This is a genomic window from Psychrobacillus sp. FSL W7-1493 (assembly GCF_038004905.1).
GTDB lineage: Bacteria > Bacillota > Bacilli > Bacillales_A > Planococcaceae > Psychrobacillus.
The window spans coordinates 310712-327318 of record NZ_JBBOSB010000001.1; the positions used below are offsets into that span (position 1 = coordinate 310712).

16 protein-coding genes are annotated in these 16607 nt (G+C 38.4%); 9 read left to right on the forward strand and 7 right to left on the reverse strand.

All coding sequences use genetic code 11. The features are described 5' to 3' along the window. Positions 1-47: 47 nt before the first annotated feature. Positions 48-1055, reverse strand: a complete 1008-nt coding sequence (locus MKX96_RS01580) for an HAAS signaling domain-containing protein (protein WP_251556976.1) — start codon at positions 1053-1055, stop codon at positions 48-50. Next, positions 1042-1389: a PadR family transcriptional regulator gene (locus tag MKX96_RS01585; protein WP_251556975.1), complete on the reverse strand. Its 348-nt coding sequence runs from the start codon at positions 1387-1389 to the stop codon at positions 1042-1044. Before MKX96_RS01585 ends, MKX96_RS01580 begins: the two co-directional genes overlap by 14 nt. 262 nt (positions 1390-1651) lie before the next feature. Between MKX96_RS01585 and MKX96_RS01590 the strand changes: the two genes are divergently transcribed. The 3 genes from MKX96_RS01590 (at position 1652) to MKX96_RS01600 (ending at position 4123) form a co-directional block, all read left to right on the forward strand. Then, positions 1652-2413 carry a glucose 1-dehydrogenase gene (locus MKX96_RS01590; protein ID WP_340881456.1) on the forward strand — a complete coding sequence of 254 codons (762 nt, stop codon included), beginning with the start codon at positions 1652-1654 and terminating at the stop codon, positions 2411-2413. 352 nt (positions 2414-2765) lie between these two features. Continuing rightward, positions 2766-3575, forward strand: a complete 810-nt coding sequence (locus MKX96_RS01595; RefSeq protein WP_340881458.1) for an undecaprenyl-diphosphate phosphatase — start codon at positions 2766-2768, stop codon at positions 3573-3575. 161 nt (positions 3576-3736) lie between these two features. Then, on the forward strand, positions 3737-4123 hold the full coding sequence (locus tag MKX96_RS01600; RefSeq protein WP_340881459.1) for an Hsp20/alpha crystallin family protein: 387 nt from the start codon (positions 3737-3739) through the stop codon (positions 4121-4123). Positions 4124-4169: 46 nt separating this feature from the next. Here the strand turns inward: MKX96_RS01600 and MKX96_RS01605 are convergent, their stop codons facing one another. Continuing rightward, positions 4170-5225 (reverse strand): LLM class flavin-dependent oxidoreductase, encoded by a 1056-nt coding sequence (locus MKX96_RS01605; RefSeq protein ID WP_340881461.1) that lies wholly within the window; start codon positions 5223-5225, stop codon positions 4170-4172. 443 nt (positions 5226-5668) lie between these two features. Between MKX96_RS01605 and MKX96_RS01610 the strand changes: the two genes are divergently transcribed. Beyond that, a complete protein-coding gene (locus MKX96_RS01610) occupies positions 5669-6865 on the forward strand; it encodes a hypothetical protein (RefSeq protein WP_340881463.1) in 1197 nt (398 codons plus the stop codon). 93 nt (positions 6866-6958) lie between these two features. Here the strand turns inward: MKX96_RS01610 and MKX96_RS01615 are convergent, their stop codons facing one another. Both MKX96_RS01615 and MKX96_RS01620 read right to left on the reverse strand, forming a co-directional pair. Further along, entirely contained in the window at positions 6959-7687 is a 729-nt protein-coding gene (locus MKX96_RS01615) for a DsbA family oxidoreductase (RefSeq protein WP_340881465.1), read from the reverse strand. Between the two features lie 79 nt (positions 7688-7766). Next, the gene (locus tag MKX96_RS01620; protein WP_340881467.1) at positions 7767-8867 is read right to left on the reverse strand and encodes a glycosyltransferase family 4 protein; all 1101 of its coding nucleotides are present in this window, start codon (positions 8865-8867) and stop codon (positions 7767-7769) included. 116 nt (positions 8868-8983) lie between these two features. Here MKX96_RS01620 and MKX96_RS01625 point away from each other — a divergent pair, with 116 nt between their 5' ends. Beyond that, complete coding sequence (locus MKX96_RS01625; protein WP_340881468.1) at positions 8984-9790, forward strand: phosphotransferase family protein; 807 nt, start codon at positions 8984-8986, stop codon at positions 9788-9790. A gap of 105 nt (positions 9791-9895) precedes the next feature. Then, positions 9896-11503 (forward strand): thiamine pyrophosphate-binding protein, encoded by a 1608-nt coding sequence (locus MKX96_RS01630; protein WP_340881470.1) that lies wholly within the window; start codon positions 9896-9898, stop codon positions 11501-11503. An 86-nt stretch (positions 11504-11589) separates the two neighbouring features. Here MKX96_RS01630 and MKX96_RS01635 read toward each other — a convergent pair whose 3' ends face one another. Then, a complete protein-coding gene (locus MKX96_RS01635; RefSeq protein WP_169358358.1) occupies positions 11590-11742 on the reverse strand; it encodes a hypothetical protein in 153 nt (50 codons plus the stop codon). A gap of 157 nt (positions 11743-11899) precedes the next feature. Here MKX96_RS01635 and MKX96_RS01640 point away from each other — a divergent pair, with 157 nt between their 5' ends. The 3 genes from MKX96_RS01640 (at position 11900) to MKX96_RS01650 (ending at position 15019) form a co-directional block, all read left to right on the forward strand. Next, positions 11900-12244 carry a zinc ribbon domain-containing protein YjdM gene (locus MKX96_RS01640; protein ID WP_169358359.1) on the forward strand — a complete coding sequence of 115 codons (345 nt, stop codon included), beginning with the start codon at positions 11900-11902 and terminating at the stop codon, positions 12242-12244. Between the two features lie 197 nt (positions 12245-12441). Further along, positions 12442-14133: a glycoside hydrolase family 13 protein gene (locus MKX96_RS01645; protein WP_340881475.1), complete on the forward strand. Its 1692-nt coding sequence runs from the start codon at positions 12442-12444 to the stop codon at positions 14131-14133. Position 14134: 1 nt separating this feature from the next. Further along, positions 14135-15019: an ROK family protein gene (locus MKX96_RS01650; protein ID WP_340881476.1), complete on the forward strand. Its 885-nt coding sequence runs from the start codon at positions 14135-14137 to the stop codon at positions 15017-15019. Between the two features lie 174 nt (positions 15020-15193). Here MKX96_RS01650 and MKX96_RS01655 read toward each other — a convergent pair whose 3' ends face one another. Beyond that, positions 15194-16474: a glucose-6-phosphate isomerase gene (locus MKX96_RS01655; protein ID WP_340881478.1), complete on the reverse strand. Its 1281-nt coding sequence runs from the start codon at positions 16472-16474 to the stop codon at positions 15194-15196. Positions 16475-16607: the final 133 nt, after the last annotated feature.

Consider the following 16607-nt stretch of genomic DNA (forward strand, 5'->3'; position numbering starts at 1 on the left):
AGTTAACCCTCCAAGCATTATTTGCTTGGAGGGTTGAGTATATATTATTAAATTTTAGCCTTTTTATAGCTGTCTGCTAGCTCCATAACTGTAGAAATGACTACAGATACCACAATGATAATCCATATTATTTCAATCACAGATAGCAAGGAGGGGATGTTCATTTCTAAAACGTTTGCCATATAAGGAATCGTAGCCTCGTTATATAAATTAGCATGACTTGTTATGATGATAAAAGTAATAATACTCATCGTATGGATGATTCCATTTACAATTGCAACATTCTTTGTCCATTGACCAACATACCACTTGTAAAGAGCCAACCCAATCTCAAGTACAATAAATGCTACTACTAAAGGCCAATATGATAGTAACACCTGTTGGTCAAAAATGGGCATTACTAGCTGTAAGCCCGTATCTTCAGCTGACCGGTATATTCCAGCAAGGTGATCAGCGTTCCAATAAATTACAGCCCATATTACAGTCCACAAGATACTAAAAACTATTTCTCCGGTTGTTATCATTTTTTTTGCAGGGACGATTCGGACATCCTTTAAATCCTCTGGTGTCCAAGGAGTGCCTCTTTTCGTTAAGGGTAGATCATTTTTGGATAGACCAACTCGTTCTACAATGACAAATACTATAGTGACCCAGATAAATACTTGTGAAATAAGGTATATGACATTAACGATAGTGTCTGTAAAGATATTAATAATTACCGATAATACCGCTTCTTCTCCATTGAAAAGCCCAATACTTGCAACAACATTTAGGATGACACATATAAGGATTGCCCAAGGGAAAATCATCTTTAGTGTTTCTATATAAGCGTCATAAACCCTTGGACCGATTAAATACATCGGCTTATCACGATAGCTTGCTGCTAAAACAGCAGGATCGTCCATTTTAGCTAGCGCCTCTTTTACTTCTTTTTCTGTATAGCCCTCTGGGAGCATATCTTCAATCGAAAATTTTAGCTCCATTGCAATATCATCTCGCGATTTTTTTGGAAGTCTTCTTGTTACTTCATACACATAAGCATCAATCAAATTCATTTAAATCATCTCCCTCTAAAAGTGACCTCAATTCTAAAGTCATTTTCTCCCACTCTCCTTTTAATAGTTCAAAAACCTCTATGCCATAATCACTTAGTACATAATACTTTCTTGGTCTACTTTCTGTTGTATCCCAGCTACTTGTTAATAAATCTTGTTTCTCTAAACGACGTAGTAAGGGATATAGTGTACTTTGTTCAATAGAAACCCCAGCACTTTCTAATCCTTGAACTAACGAATAACCGTACTGTGGCTTTCGTAATTGACTTAAAACTGCTAAAGGAAGCGTTCCTCTTCTAAGTTCAGTCATGTATGAATCCAACAAATTAACCAATTATTCTCACCTCTTTTTCTATACTGTATATCATACACTATTAGGTGACGAATTATAACGTATATAATACTTTATTAGAAAAAAATTATTTTATGTAGGCTTTACTTAAAAAAATTACATAAACGAATATAAAATTCGTTATTATCTCTTTAATATTGTTGTTTTTCCATGTTGTAGCTAGCGATAGACTTATTTTTTGTATAGTTGAATCTTTTTGTACTAAGATAACAATGAATCTAATACTTTTAAGAGGAGCTTGAAAATGAACCGTTTAGAAAACAAAACTGCTATAATCACCGGAAGTGGAGCTGGAATTGGTAAGGAAATTGCAATTGCATATGCAAAAGAAGGCGCTAGTGTAGTAATCGCTGACTTTAACGAGGAAGCTCTGCAATCTACCGTAAAAGAATTAACAGAATCAGGATTTTCTGCTTTTGGTGTTAAAGTGAATGTTGCAAACGAGAATGATGTGAAAAAAATGGTTTCCTCCACAATTGAGCATTTTGGTCGCATTGATATTTTAGTGAACAATGCAGGTGTAGGTGATAATATGCAAGCAGCCGCTAATGTCGAGGATGATATATGGAACCGTGTTATGAATATTAATGTAACAGGTGTTATGCGCTGTATACGTCAAGTGCTCCCTCATTTTGAAAAGAACGGAAGTGGCACAATTATCAACATGGCATCATTATCAGGTGTAATGGGTGGTCGTGGTGGACTTACTTATACTGCAGCTAAGCATGCTGTTGTTGGTATGACTAAAAATGTTGCTTCGCATTATGGACCACTTGGTATTCGTTCCAATGCCATTGCACCTGGGCACGTAGAAACAGGATTCGCAGCAGCTATGGATAATGTTGATCCATTCGGTATGAAGCAAGCCACACGAGGTGTTGGAATGATGACAAGAGCAGGTCAAGTATCAGACATCTCAAATATTGCCCTATTCCTAGCCTCTGAAGAATCTTCACTTATCAATGGTATTGTAGTAACAGCTGATGGTGGTTGGAGTGCTTACTAACTATCATTAACTATTTTCTATTAAGTAAGAGCATCAAAGTAAGAGCATCGAAAAATACCTCCAGGGATGAAACTCTCGAGGTATTTTTGCTTTTTAATGTGTTATTCGATTAGAAGCGTACAATACGTCTAAAAATCTCACCGCTACTAAATAGATGTTGAAGTAATTAGCAAAGAGAGAAGGCAGTTTCAAAATTTCATATTTATCTTGGCTTTAACTCTTTAGGTATTAACTTATAGATATAGAATCTCTATTACTGTTCTAATAATATCGTGCATATAATGCTTAACAATGGAAACATTCTTTAGGATAAAACGTCTGTTTACATTATAAATGTTCTATAGGGGGAAAAATGGAAGACTTAATATTTACTTTAAAAATGATTATTATTGGACTTGTTCAAGGCTTTACAGAGCCAATTCCGGTTTCATCGAGTGGGCATGTCATGATTGTTAGTGAGCTACTAGGAGTAGGAGAACAAGGCTTCACCTTTGCGATACTAACAAACACAGCCTCTTTGCTGGCTATCTTGCTCATTTATAGACAGGATATTGTTAGACTAGCAACAAATTCTATTTCCTATGTGCAGAAGAAAGACACGCGTTACAAAAGTGATTTTCGATTTGTGCTTTTTATAATTATTGGGACGATTCCAGCGGGCATATTAGGGGTCCTGTTGAGTGATTGGATAGCTGAAAGCATCAGTCTGACAGTAATTGCAATAATGCTTTTCATCACAGGGTTAGCCTTATGGACCATTCGAAATATGAAGGGGACAAAAGGAGAAAAAGACCTGACTGCCAAGGATGCTTGGATTGTTGGTTTAGGCCAAGCAGTTGCTTTAACACCTGGTATCAGTAGATCAGGAGCTACCATTATTTCCTCGATAGCAGTAGGGATGAAACAGGAGACAGCACTAAGGTTCTCCTTTATGCTTTATATCCCGATAAGTTTAGGAGGGGTTGTATTAGGCTTATCCGATTTTATCGATGAACCAAACAAGGCTGAATTAGCCATTCCTTACTTGGCGGCGTTTGTAAGTACTTTTATCATGTCCTATTTTGCTATGAGATGGTTTATGGGAATCATGAAGAATGGGAAATTGCATTATTTTACTTATTATTGCTTTATCGTCGGTACTCTATTGTTAATATTCTTTTAAAGGCATAACCAGGAAGAGGGGTCTTACCCCTCTTTCTTTTTTTGTGAATTAAACAGGGAGCCTAGATGAAAGCAGTTGAATTACATATATAAAGGTTAGACGATGCAAGGTGATGTACAAAATATTTGTATCACCTTCAAATAAAATGAGGAGGCAAGTTAATGTCATTACTGCCGTCTGATCCATTTAATCAGCTAACCACTAATATATTTAAAGAAATTGAACGCTTTTTTGGAGAGCTTCCCCTTTTTAAGGTGATGCAACTCGGAAGCTTGCATACGGATATGCAGGAAACGGAAAATGAAATCGTTGCATTGTGCAATATTCCTGGCTTGGACAAAAATAGTGATATCGAAATTGAAGTGGTAAACAACATGCTAATGATAAATGGCATGATTAACCACTCCGAAGAAGCAAACAATAGAAATTCACATTACGTAAGTCGATTTCACCGTTCTATATCACTTCCGAGCTTGGTTTCTAAGGAAGACATCACTGTAAACTATAAGAATAACCAGCTTGAAGTTAGATTACCTAAACTTAAATAGATGAAAAAAGGAGATCGCCTAGTTTGGGATCTCCTTTTAATGTATATTATTTTTTTGTGTATTTCTTAATAGCGGGAAGAATTTCATTGCCTATTAGTTCGAGATTTTTTACTAAATTCTCAAAAGGTACCCCACCAAAGTCCATTTGTGCAATATACCGTTGATGGCCAAAAACCTCATGCTGATAGAGGATTTTTTCAATAATTTGTTGAGGACTTCCGATATTCATCACATCATGGCGATCGGCACCTTGCATAAATTGATGCTTAGGATAACCATGCCCGTTGATTAGCTGGAGACCTTGGTTTAGATAAGGGTAAATTTCTTGTTGTGCTAGCTGGGTTGTTTCTGCAGCATAGAAAAATCCTGCAGTTGCAACAGGAAGCGCTTCAGGATTAAAACCATTTTCTTTTGCTGCATTTCGATAAGCATCTATGGAAACTTTAAAGCTAGTAGCAGGACCTCCTAATGTTGCTATAAACATTGGAACGCCTGCATGTCCTGCTTTGATCGCGCTTTCTGGACGTCCACCAACAGCTCGCCAAATTGGTAAAGAACCGTTTTGCGGGCGAGGGATAACCTGTGCATCCTTTAATGGAGCACGAAATTCACCGCTCCAGTTTATGATCTCTTCTTTATTAATTTGAAGGAGCAGCTCAAATTTTTCTTCAAAGAGCTCTTCATAATCTCGTACGTTATAGCCCAACAAATCGAAAAGACCAACTCGGGAAGCCCTGCCAGCAATAATTTCTGTGCGACCTTTGGAGATTAAATCAATTGTAGCAAAATCTTCATAAACCCGTACGGGGTCAGAGGTACTTATGATCGTAGAAGAGCTCGCAATTTTAAGTGTGTTCGTGGCTTGTGCTATAGCAGCCAAAACAACCGAATGAGCTTGTGTAGTAAAGTACTCCTGATGACTTTCCCCTACGCTAAAAAAATCTAGCCCTGCCTGCTCGGCTAATTTGGCTAACTCTATTATTTCGTTAAGTCGCTGAGCGGAAGAAATACGTTCACCAGTATGGGGATTAGGAATATGGTCCCCTAGTGTATAAAGGCCAAACTCTAAGCCTTTGCTTTGGTCTATTCTATAGTTTTGCAATTATCGTCACCTCTCCAAGTTTACAGTTTAAAAAAGATAAATAGTAAATTAAAGATACTAAAGAAAACTTTAAAATGGAAAGCTTTTGTCTTATCTAAAAGGTGTTCTATCTTCAAAAAGAAAAACAAACTTATAAACAGCTTCTCCCCAAAAGATAAAATGTAGCAGCTCATTATAGTAAAAATTAGACTTTCTCCACAAAGTTACACACATATCCAAAAATTTATAATATCTTTTTTGGGAGAATGTAGATAATTCCTAAAAAGTTATGCACTTATACACATAGTTATCCCTATTATTAAATACTACTGAAAGTTATCCCCATATTAAGGATTTCACCAAACGTGTGACAAATTAATGTTGTTATATCTTTTTTACTATACAACTTATGAGTTATATGGTTTCCTTATTTATTAGAAGAAACCAGTGGAGGCAAGATGAACGTGGAAAACATGGAATATATTAAGAATGAGCACTTTTTACAAAATATTTATTGCTCTTCTGTAAACGAAACAGTAGAGGCAAGTTTGTTAGACAATCAGCTATTGTACATGAACCAATTAGGTCCTATCAAACTAGAAGTCGCATTTGACCAGTATGATGATGTGGTTTCACAACTATCAGACCGTTTACAAAATGAAGTGCTTGCAAGAGAAACAGTGAAGCAAGGTGCTTTTACATATAAACAAGTTCGCTATATAGCGCATGCTGGTCTTGTAGACGGACTAATCTTAGAGGAATCAGGGCGAGTTCAGCTTCTAAATGAGTCATTAGGAATGAGTGCTGCTGTTGCTTTTGCGCAAAGTACATGGAACGGAGCCACTCGTGAGGAAGCGGTAGAAAATGCGGTATTCACTGGGTTAAATATAGTGGGAGAAGCAGTAGTAGATGAGGTACTGTCAAATGACATGCAGGATATTGAGCTAGATGATGCTTTTGAATTAGGGATTGGCGTCAGGGGGGCTATTCGAAAAAATGGAGCGAAGGTTGTAGCAAAGAAAGCTGCCGGAAAGTTTACTCATAAGGCTATGATTGGCTCACTAGCAGCTAAAAAAACTATTCTACTACTAAATGCTAACGTGGTTACCGGCGCATTAGTAACTGGTATGCTTTCTACCTTAGACATTTCCCGAGCTATAAAAGGTGAGATGTCTAAAACGCAGCTGTTTAAAAACATCACGAAAACAGCTGCAAATGTGGCAGGTAGTATAGGAGGTATGGCAATCGGTGCGGCCATAGGTGCTCTTATTCCATTGGGGAGTACAAGCACTGGGGCTCTAATAGGCGGTATAGTTGGTTTAATCATCGGTAGTATTGTCACATCTAAAATTGCAAGTAGGATTTTAAATCGTTTTATTGAAGACGATGCAAAAGAGATGCTAGATTTATTCGAGGTACAGCTCGAACAACATGTATACAACCATTTGTTGAACGAAAAAGAGCTTCAAACTCTTTTGGATATATTTAAATCGAAATACAAAATTCCTAAATTATTACGCCAAATGTTCAAGTCTAATGATCGTGAACAGTTTGCAAGAGAGATAATTCAAAAGGAGCTTATTAATGTTTACAGTAATCGCAAAATGTTAAAGCTACCGACTATAAATGAAATCTATAAGGCTTTATTAGAAATGAAATAACAAAAGGCCATTGCTGAGAGCTATTCAGTAATGGCCTTTTGTTATATATATGGATAGAGATTGATCGCGGACATATCACGATAGCCTCTATTTTTAAACTTCTTTGTTTCTCTCCGTAATTTCACAACCATCATCTGTACAAGTTGCATCTGAATCAGTTTGAATATGTTGAAGAGGAGTGGTTTGATTTTCTTCCTCCCAAACTTTCTGTAATGTTTGGACGAAGGCTTCGTGAGGCTGCGCTCCAGAAATGGCATATTTTCTGTTGAAAACAAAGAAAGGCACTCCTTGAACACCGAGCTGCTGACCTTCTTGCTGATCCATTCGGACTTCGTCTAAATAATCGGAGCTTGATAAAACTTTGCTTGCTTCCTCCCGATTTAATCCTACTTCGGTAGCTAAGTTTAAAAGAGTTTCGTGCTCACCTATGAATTGAGATTCTAAGAAGTGAGCGCTTAAAAGACGTTCTGTTAATTCGCCACCTTTTCCTGCAGACTCTGCATATTTCACTAAGCGATGCGCATCTAATGTATTTGTTTGTTTCATTTCGTCAAATTGGTATGCCAATCCTACAGTTGCTGCACTAGCAATGACCTGATTGTTCATTGCCTTTGCCTGCTCAGGAGACATATTCATCTTTTTAGCGAGCATTTCATGAACAGTTACACTTTTATCGCTTGGTAGATGAGGCTGTAGCTCAAAGCTTTTAAAGCTAACTTCTACCTTGTCTTTTTGATCAAACTCCTCTAAAGCCTGCTCTAAACGACGCTTTCCAATATAACAAAATGGACAAACAAAATCCGACCATACTTCAATTTTCATGACTGTTCCCTACCTTCCTATTGATAGAGTTAATATAGCATAATTCATATAAAGAGCGGTCCTTGTTTGCTTAGACTAGCTACTTCATTGGAGCTTCTCTCAGAAAAAGAGAAATTTGTTGGACAAGGTTTCTCCAATTTAAGGAAGCTCGTGCAATGGACTGTAGCTCATAGCAGGTGCTTGAGAGTAATTTCTCGTCGCTTGTCACTTTTTTTAATGTTTTAGCTATCCCTTCCCAATCGGAGGTGGAATGAATCTTCCCGTATCTTTGGTTGTACGTAATATCGGAGACCCCGTCCACGTCTGTGCAGATCAAATAACAACCATTCTTAGCAGCCTCTGCTAAGACATGAGCATGACATTCTACTATGGAGGTAAGGGTAAATATTTTAGCAGCTCTATATTCTTGTTCTAAGAGAATTTTATCGTAAATGGGACCTAAGGTTTTTACTTGAGAGCCGTATGGATTTCCCTCTAATAAGGTAAATAATTTGGCTTTGAATTCCTCATTCATTGGTCCAACTAAGCGAAATTCCCAATCAGGTATTCCTGCTGATAAGAAGGCTGTTACAGCCGGAAGGACTTGCTTCTCCGGGGAATCTATTCTCCCTACAGTTAGAATTACATTTTTTTTATCTTTAAATAAAACAGGCTCTGTAGGAAAAAATTCATAAAAACCGTTTGGAATTCTTTTTACTTTTAAATTCAGCATTTCGTTAATTTTATTTTGAATCGGCTCGCACTCAGAGGTAACTAAGTCACAGAGATTCAATAGTTCTTCAAAATAAGGTTCTTGTAATAACCGAGTCAACCAGTAACGATTTACATCTAGTTTCATATAAATTTTCCCAAGCGGATTATACATTTTATATGTCTTCAAAATAGATAGATAAGATGGGTAAGGACCAAATGCAACTGCAATATCAATTTCATGCGCATGCTCTATCATGTAAAGTTTCATATTTTCCTCGAAGTTCCCCTCGGAGGAAACACGTGCAAACTTTACATTTGGAAAGGTCTCATGGAGTAATGTCTGGTTAATGTGAGCAGTTACTATGGTTACCTCGTATCCTAAATATTCACCAAGTAATATTGGAACAAGACAAACATCCTTGAATAGATGGGCATCACCTAGCGTATAGGACTCAATACTGCACACAAGAGCAATTTTTTTGGACAATCTTTCAGCCCCTCTAGCTTTTATCTCTAACATATGTAAGTCAGCAGGAATGTTGAATGGTAAAGCAGAACTAAAAGGTTATATAGCGGTGTAAGAATTATAAGGGGCGATAATGGATGGACATAAATAAAATTATAAATAAATTAGGGATCACATCGTATACAAGGCTTGAAGAGGTACAGGGGGGGAAAGACTGCTTAGTATATAAAGTACGAATACAGGATGGTACTAATCTTGCCCTTCGGATCCAACATGCTGAACGATATGACCAGTTTTTATATGAAAAGAATATAATGGAACTTGCATTAGAAAGTGGTATTCCTGTACCTATTGTGTATTCAGTTATAGTGGAGGATTCCTATGCTGCTATGCTAATGGAATGGATTAAAGGAGTAACTGTACTTCAAATGCTAATGGAAAAACCAGCTGTAGCTCATCAGCTAGGAGAAGAATTTGGAAAGACACATGCAAAACTTCATCACATAACGGTACCAGAATCTTTAGAAATCAGAACTCCCAATTGGTTAACGCCAATCGGTTCAGAAAAAAAGATGATCGAAGAACTGCCATCAGCTAAAGAATGTCTTATTCACTTAGATTTTCATCCATTAAATGTTCTAACAGATGGTAGCAAGATTACGGGAGTAATAGATTGGACTAATGTAGCGTTAGGTGATCCAAGATTTGATTATGCAAGGACTCTATCTATTTTACAGATAGAGGGATACCGTCATTTTAAAGATAATCTATCTCTCATAAAGGCGTTTGAAGCAGGTTGGAGAACGGGCTATGAAAGTGTTGACGGGGCTTATAATAATCTTCCAGCATTTTTTGTTTGGGCGGGTATCAGAATGCAACGTGATATGGGGAACTCATTAAGTATAGAGCAGGAAAAAGACATCAAAGAATGGATTAACAGCTGAGGAATCCATTTTTAAGAGTAAACCTCTTCTTGAGGTTATTTGTTTAATCCATTTGTATAAGGGAATTTAACGAGTAACACACTCTGTTTAAAGGAGAGGATTAATATGAATAAAAATGTCGCAGAGGTTATATTAGACCAGCTATCCCTTTTAGGGGTTAAGCGAATTTACGGGGTGACTGGTGATACTATTATTGGGCTTTTAGACGCAATGGCCAAACAGGATAAAATCGAATTTATTGCTGTAAAGCATGAGTCTGTAGCAGCATTCATGGCTTCGGCGGAAGCAAAGCTGACGGGTAGACTAGCAGTATGTACTTCTACAATGGGTCCAGGTGCAGCCAATCTTTTAAATGGTCTAGGTGATGCATATTCAGACAAGGCACCTGTATTAGCGTTAACGGGTCAGGCCGAACAAAAAGAAATGGGGACAGACTTTCAGCAATATGTCGATCAGCAGGAGCTATTTAAGCCATTTGCAGCATACTCAGCAAACTTAAATAGTGAGAATGCCATTGTTGATTTGCTTCAGAAGGCAGCTGAAATTTCTCTACAGCAGAGAACAGTGACTCACATATCAGTGCCTAAAAATTTATTTGAAAAAGAGACTACTGTAAAGGCTAGACAACTCCCGAAAGTATTAGAGGGAACAGGCACCTTTGAACTAAATGATTTAGAAGAGGTAGCGGGAGTGATGAAACAGGCACGACAACCAATGATTTTAGCTGGTGCAGGAGCAAGAGGAGCAGCAGGAGATATAGCAGAGCTGGCTACGACTTGGGGAGCAGGAATTTTATTAAGTATAGGCGGCAAAGGCATTTTTGAGGACGCTACACCTCATCTCATCCAAGGGATTGGCGAGGGAGGAAATCCCCATGCCCCAAATGTATTTAAAGATTCGGATGTAGTTCTAATAGCAGGAGCAACGTGGTGGCCGGAGGGATATGTGCCAGAAGATGCGACTATTATCCATATTGACCTTCATTTAGAGCATGCCAAGAAAAGAGTGGCAGCAGATTACGGGATTAAGGGTAAAACTGAGCAGGTTATTCCTCTTCTATTAGAAAGCATGAAGGGCAAACAGAAGAATGAAGAGTGGCTTAATCGCATAGACGCAGTAAAAGAGAAATGGGCATATCAAAACGAACAGGAAGGTCAAATACAAGGATCTCCCGTTCATCCATCACGAATAGCAAGAGGACTAGAAAATACGGTAGCAGACGATGCAATCATTGCTTTAGACACAGGAGACGTAACAGTGTGGATGAATAGGAACTTCCGTCAAACTAACCAAAAGGTTCTCTTTTCAGGATATTGGCGTTCCATGGGCTTTGGTCTTCCTGCAGCAATTGCAGCAAAGTTAGAGCAACCAGAAAAACAAGTGGTAGCCGTGGTGGGAGACGGTGGTATAGAAATGACGTTAGCTGATTTATTGACTGCTACTCGTTATGGTCTGGATATCACGGTAGTAATTTTTAATAATGGAGCTCTTCAAATGGAAAGTGATAAGATTCAAGCTGCTGGCAATGAAGAGTTAGGGACAGAACTGACTAACCCAAATTTCGTTCAAGTGGCCGAGGCATGTGGTTGGAAAGGGTTCCGTGTGGAAGCAGATAACAATTTAGAAGAAATACTGAGCAAAGCCCTCCAAACTAAAGGACCAGTATTAGTCGACGTATGGACCGAGCAAGCATTTTTCCCAGAAACAGAATAACAAAAAAAGAAGCCCGGAATAGGGCTTCTTTTTTAAAAAGGGAAAATCCACGTCTGCATGTGGTCAGACGTGGATTTAGTCACCAATTAAAACATTGGGAATACGTAAGAGATTAGGAACCAAAGGATACCAAAGAATATAATTAGGTAAGCAGCATACTTGATGAAGGTTGCTCCTACCATCCCAGAATCAGTTCGTTCTTCACGATGTACTTCTACGCGTTTTTCTTCTTCAGCCATGTTCATTCCTCCTCTCACCATATTTTTGAATATATTTTAATTAGGAAGGTTATTAAATGATTACCCACAAAGAAATTTCAATAAACCTATTGGGGATAGAAATGAGTTGAAGGGCATAGAGTCCTGTATTAAAATGAGGTAAATTGGAGGTAATAAAATGACGACAGCATTGCCGAAATGCCCAAAGTGCAATTCCGAATATACATATGAAGATGGCTCTCTTTTAGTTTGTCCTGAATGTGCTCACGAATGGTCCTTAACAGAAGAAGTAGGAGATACGGCAGAAGAGTTGGTGGTGAAGGACTCTAACGGGAATATCCTTCAGGACGGAGACTCTGTTACAGTTATTAAAGATTTAAAAGTAAAAGGGAGCTCTTCCACGCTAAAAATCGGGACGAAAGTAAAGAGTATCCGCCTAGTAGATGGAGATCATAACATTGATTGTAAGATAGATGGCTTTGGGGCCATGAAGTTAAAATCTGAGTTTGTGAAAAAGAGCTAATATAGGTCTCTTCGTTTAGAATGCATCACTAGGCACTAAAGAAGCAAGTACGTCATTCATGTACTTGCTTTTTTATATATATTGCCAGTTCTTATTTTTTATCCAATTCAAATAACTTTTTGAAAAAAGATATCACTTTATGCAAGCGTTTGCATTATAATGAATATATCAAATACTTCTGATGGGGGTCGGAGAACATGAAGACAAATAAGGAGCCTTGGTGGAAACGAAGTGTAGTTTATCAAATTTATCCACGTAGCTTTATGGATTCAAACGGAGATGGAATTGGGGATATACAAGGGATTATTTCTAAATTAGATTATTTACAGAAGCTAGGTGTCAATGTTATTTGGTTGAGTCCTGTTTTCGACTCTCCGAACGATGACAATGGCTATGACATAAGAAACTACCGTACTATTTTAGATGAGTTTGGAACAATGGAAGATTTAGATCAATTGATAGAGGAAGCAGAAGCAAGAGACTTACGTATAGTAATGGACCTTGTCGTTAACCATACCTCTGACGAGCATAAGTGGTTTGTCGAGTCCAAATTCTCAAAGGACTCTAAGTATAGAGACTATTATATTTGGAGGGAGGGGAAAGACAATTTGCCGCCGAATAACTGGGGCTCTGTTTTTTCCGGATCTGCATGGGAAAAGGATGAGGCGACAGATTCCTATTACTTACATTTGTTTTCTAAGAAGCAACCAGACTTGAATTGGGAGAACGAAATGCTCCGTAACGATATATATGAGATGATGACCTATTGGCTAGATAAGGGTATAGGCGGATTTCGAATGGACGTTATTAATTTTATTTCCAAGGTGGAGGGACTACCGGACGGAAAGGTTGGACAAGGACAGCTATATGGTGATGGAGGTCCATATTTTATGAATGGTCCTAAAATCCATACATATTTAAAAGAAATGAATGAGCGTGTTCTTCAAAACTATGATGTACTAACAGTAGGTGAAATGCCAGGAGCTTCTCCTAAGGATGCTCAGTTATATACGAATCCTGCCAATAAAGAAGTGAACATGGTATTCACCTTTGAACATATGGATTTAGACAGTGGACCTTTTGAAAAATGGGATGCAAAGCCACTGGATTTAGTTGCGTTAAAACACAATCTTGAGAAATGGCAGCATGCACTTCATGGGGTAGGATGGAATAGCTTATATTGGAACAATCATGACCAGCCTCGTGTCGTTTCTCGTTTTGGGAATGACCAAGAATATCGAGTTACTTCTGCTAAAATGCTAGCTATTTGTCTTCATATGCTACAAGGAACTCCTTATATTTATCAAGGAGAAGAACTAGGTATGACTAACGTTAGATTTGATAGTATTGAAGACTACAAGGATATCGAAACGATTAATATGTATAATAGTAAAATAGAACAAGGTATACCAGAGGGTGCTATTATGCGTGGTATTTATGCTAAGGGTAGAGACAATGCACGTACACCTATGCAGTGGACAAGCGATGGGGGATTTACAACTGGTACTCCGTGGATACAGATGAATCCAAATACTACTGAAATTAATGCTGAACAGGTGCTATCTGATTCCTCATCCATCTTTTATACGTATCAAAAGCTTATTGAGTTGAGAAAACAGCACGACATTATAACTTATGGAAGCTTTCATTTGCTATTTCCAAACGATCCAAAGCTTTTTGTATATAAGCGCCAAACCGAGAAGGAAGAATGGCTTGTCATCACGAATTTCTCAAATAGTACAGAGAAACTGCAATGGACTAGCTGTGAGGTAGAGGGTCTTAGCAGAAAAGTAATGATAGCTAATTACGACTCACCAGAAATAGAAGAACAAGGGATAAATGTACGTCCCTATGAAGCAGTAGTATTAGCTTTTGAAAGGAGATTATAAAGTGAAGAAGGTACTTGGCATAGATATTGGTGGAACGAAAATACGGATGGGCGTTGTGAATGAGACTGGAGAAGTCTTAGCTGATATAACAGTACCTACAGAGCTTCCCTTATACCCCTATTTAGAGGAGCAGGTCTTAAAGATTAAAGATCAGTTCCCTGACATCTCAGGAGTTGGCATTGGAACCAGAGGAATGGTAGATGCTGAAACTGGAACAGTCACCTTTGAAAAGGAGCTGCCTGGCTGGGAGGGCACACCTGTAAAACCGCTATTAGAGACAGCTACGGGACTTCGAGTCGAGTTAAATAATGACGCGAACTGTGCGGCACTTGCAGAGGCACGTATCGGAGCAGGAAGTAACTTTTCAAAAGTAGTTTGTGTAACGGTTGGTACCGGTCTTGGCGGTGGCTTTATATTTGATGGTCAGGTTATGAATGGTGCGAATGGGGGAGCTGGAGAAATCGGACATCTCATTTTATATCCTAACGGGTTAGTTTGTGGTTGTGGACGACCAGGCTGTAGTGAACAATACGTATCAGGAACTGCATTAAAGAGATTGATTAAAGAAGAGCATGTGATTGATCCGGCTACTGGAGAATTAGCTAAGCCCCATACTTTATTTAAGCTAGCTTCTCGGGAGATTGAAAGTGCAAAACGTGCAAGAGATCGTTTTATAGCAGACTTTGCAATTGTTCTTTCTACCCTTCAAGCAGTAATTGATATGGATTGTATAGTTATTGGCGGTGGCGTTTCGGAATCTGCCGATGAATGGTGGGACTTGCTAATCGAAAAAGTAAAACCATTAATGCTTAAACCAGTTGAAATTAAACGAGCACAATTTGGTAATGAAGCAGGTATGCTTGGTGCCGCAATGCTTGTTGTGTAAATAAAATGGAGAATCGGTCGGTTCACCGTAATAATCGGTCGGTTTCACGAAAAAATCGGTCGGTTCCACCCAATAATCGGTCGGTCACACCGAAAAACCGGTCGGTTCCACAGTAAATAGGAAAACTCTACTGAAAAATGAAAAACTGTAGCCCCCAACTTGGAGGCTACAGTTTTAATATCCAGGCTTTTTAAGAATCTTAAAGATGTTTCGTTTATAGTCTTCTACTCCTGGCTGATCAAAAGGATTAATGTCCAACAAGTAAGCACTATACGCACAAGTCATCATGTAAAAATATAATAAGTGACCAATATGCTTTTCATCTAGCTGTTCTATTGTTAATGTGATTTGAGGAACACCACCGTCTAAATGGGCAGAGGCGGTTGCTTCGTGACATGCCTTATTGAAATCATGTAACGTCAGACCGCTTAAGTAATTTAGCTCATCACGGTTATCCTCCGCTTCAAAGACGGTTAGATCATCTGAAACTTCTTCAACCATGAGGAATGTTTCGAATAGCATACGCTTACCATCTTGGATGTATTGTCCTAATGAATGGAGGTCCGTTGAGTACAGTACGGAAGCAGGGAAAATACCTTTTCCTTCTTTTCCTTCACTCTCCCCAAATAACTGTTTCCACCATTCCTGGACATACTTCAGCTTCTCGTCAAAGGTAGCCATTATTTCCACAGGATATCCCTTACCGTATAAATGATTTCGGATGACAGCGTATTTAATAGCCGCATTCGATTGAACGTCCATGACTTGAAAGTCCTCTTCTGCTTGTTTAGCTCCTGCTATCAAATGCTCAATATTATGCCCAGCTGCTGCGATTGGTAATAAGCCAACTGCTGTAAAAACAGAATAGCGGCCACCGATATCTTCTGGTACTACATAGCGTTTGTAGCCCTTTTCCTTCGCAAGAGACAATAGAGCACCTTTTTCCTCGTCTGTAGTGACGATGATGCGAGCTGCAGCCTCTTCACCGTAGCGCGCTTCCATGTACTGGCGTAGGAATCGGAAAGCAATAGCAGGTTCGGTTGTCGTACCCGACTTAGAAATAACATTTAAAGTTACTTCCTTAGAGTCTAAGTAAGCAATCAATTGCTTTAAATAAGCACCACTAACTAGCTGTCCCGCGAAGATGACTTCTAATTGTTTGTCCTTTTGGAATGGAGTAGCGAGTGATTCTAGAACTGCTTTGGAGCCTAGGTAAGACCCCCCAATTCCAATGACAACTAATACATCTGAATTAGAGCGAATATGCTCTGCAGTTTGTTTTATATCTTGTAAAAAAGCTTGCTGAGTGGAGCTTGGCCAATTTACCCATCCTAAAAAATCAGATCCCAATCCTGTTTTTGACTGGATAAAATCATGAGTAGCCTCTAGTTTGTTATGTAATTCTTCTGTAAGGAGGCTTTGGTAATCCTCTGAGTAATTAACGGAAATTTTCATGAAGTACCCCTTTATTTTACATATTTTAATGACTTAATTTTACCATATCCATTGGGAAAAGTTAAAAAAAGCTATCATTATATTTATTCTTCCTGCTATTGGCCGAGTTGACTCCAATACTACTTGTATATAT

Coding starts and splice junctions, on each gene's coding strand:
- MKX96_RS01580 (WP_251556976.1), bottom strand. CDS start 1,055: ATGAATTTGATTGATGCTTATGTGTATGAAGTAACAAGAAGACTTCCA.
- MKX96_RS01590 (WP_340881456.1), top strand. CDS start 1,652: ATGAACCGTTTAGAAAACAAAACTGCTATAATCACCGGAAGTGGAGCT.
- MKX96_RS01595 (WP_340881458.1), top strand. CDS start 2,766: ATGGAAGACTTAATATTTACTTTAAAAATGATTATTATTGGACTTGTT.
- MKX96_RS01600 (WP_340881459.1), top strand. CDS start 3,737: ATGTCATTACTGCCGTCTGATCCATTTAATCAGCTAACCACTAATATA.
- MKX96_RS01615 (WP_340881465.1), bottom strand. CDS start 7,687: ATGAAAATTGAAGTATGGTCGGATTTTGTTTGTCCATTTTGTTATATT.
- MKX96_RS01625 (WP_340881468.1), top strand. CDS start 8,984: ATGGACATAAATAAAATTATAAATAAATTAGGGATCACATCGTATACA.
- MKX96_RS01630 (WP_340881470.1), top strand. CDS start 9,896: ATGAATAAAAATGTCGCAGAGGTTATATTAGACCAGCTATCCCTTTTA.
- MKX96_RS01635 (WP_169358358.1), bottom strand. CDS start 11,742: ATGGCTGAAGAAGAAAAACGCGTAGAAGTACATCGTGAAGAACGAACT.
- MKX96_RS01640 (WP_169358359.1), top strand. CDS start 11,900: ATGACGACAGCATTGCCGAAATGCCCAAAGTGCAATTCCGAATATACA.
- MKX96_RS01645 (WP_340881475.1), top strand. CDS start 12,442: ATGAAGACAAATAAGGAGCCTTGGTGGAAACGAAGTGTAGTTTATCAA.
- MKX96_RS01655 (WP_340881478.1), bottom strand. CDS start 16,474: ATGAAAATTTCCGTTAATTACTCAGAGGATTACCAAAGCCTCCTTACA.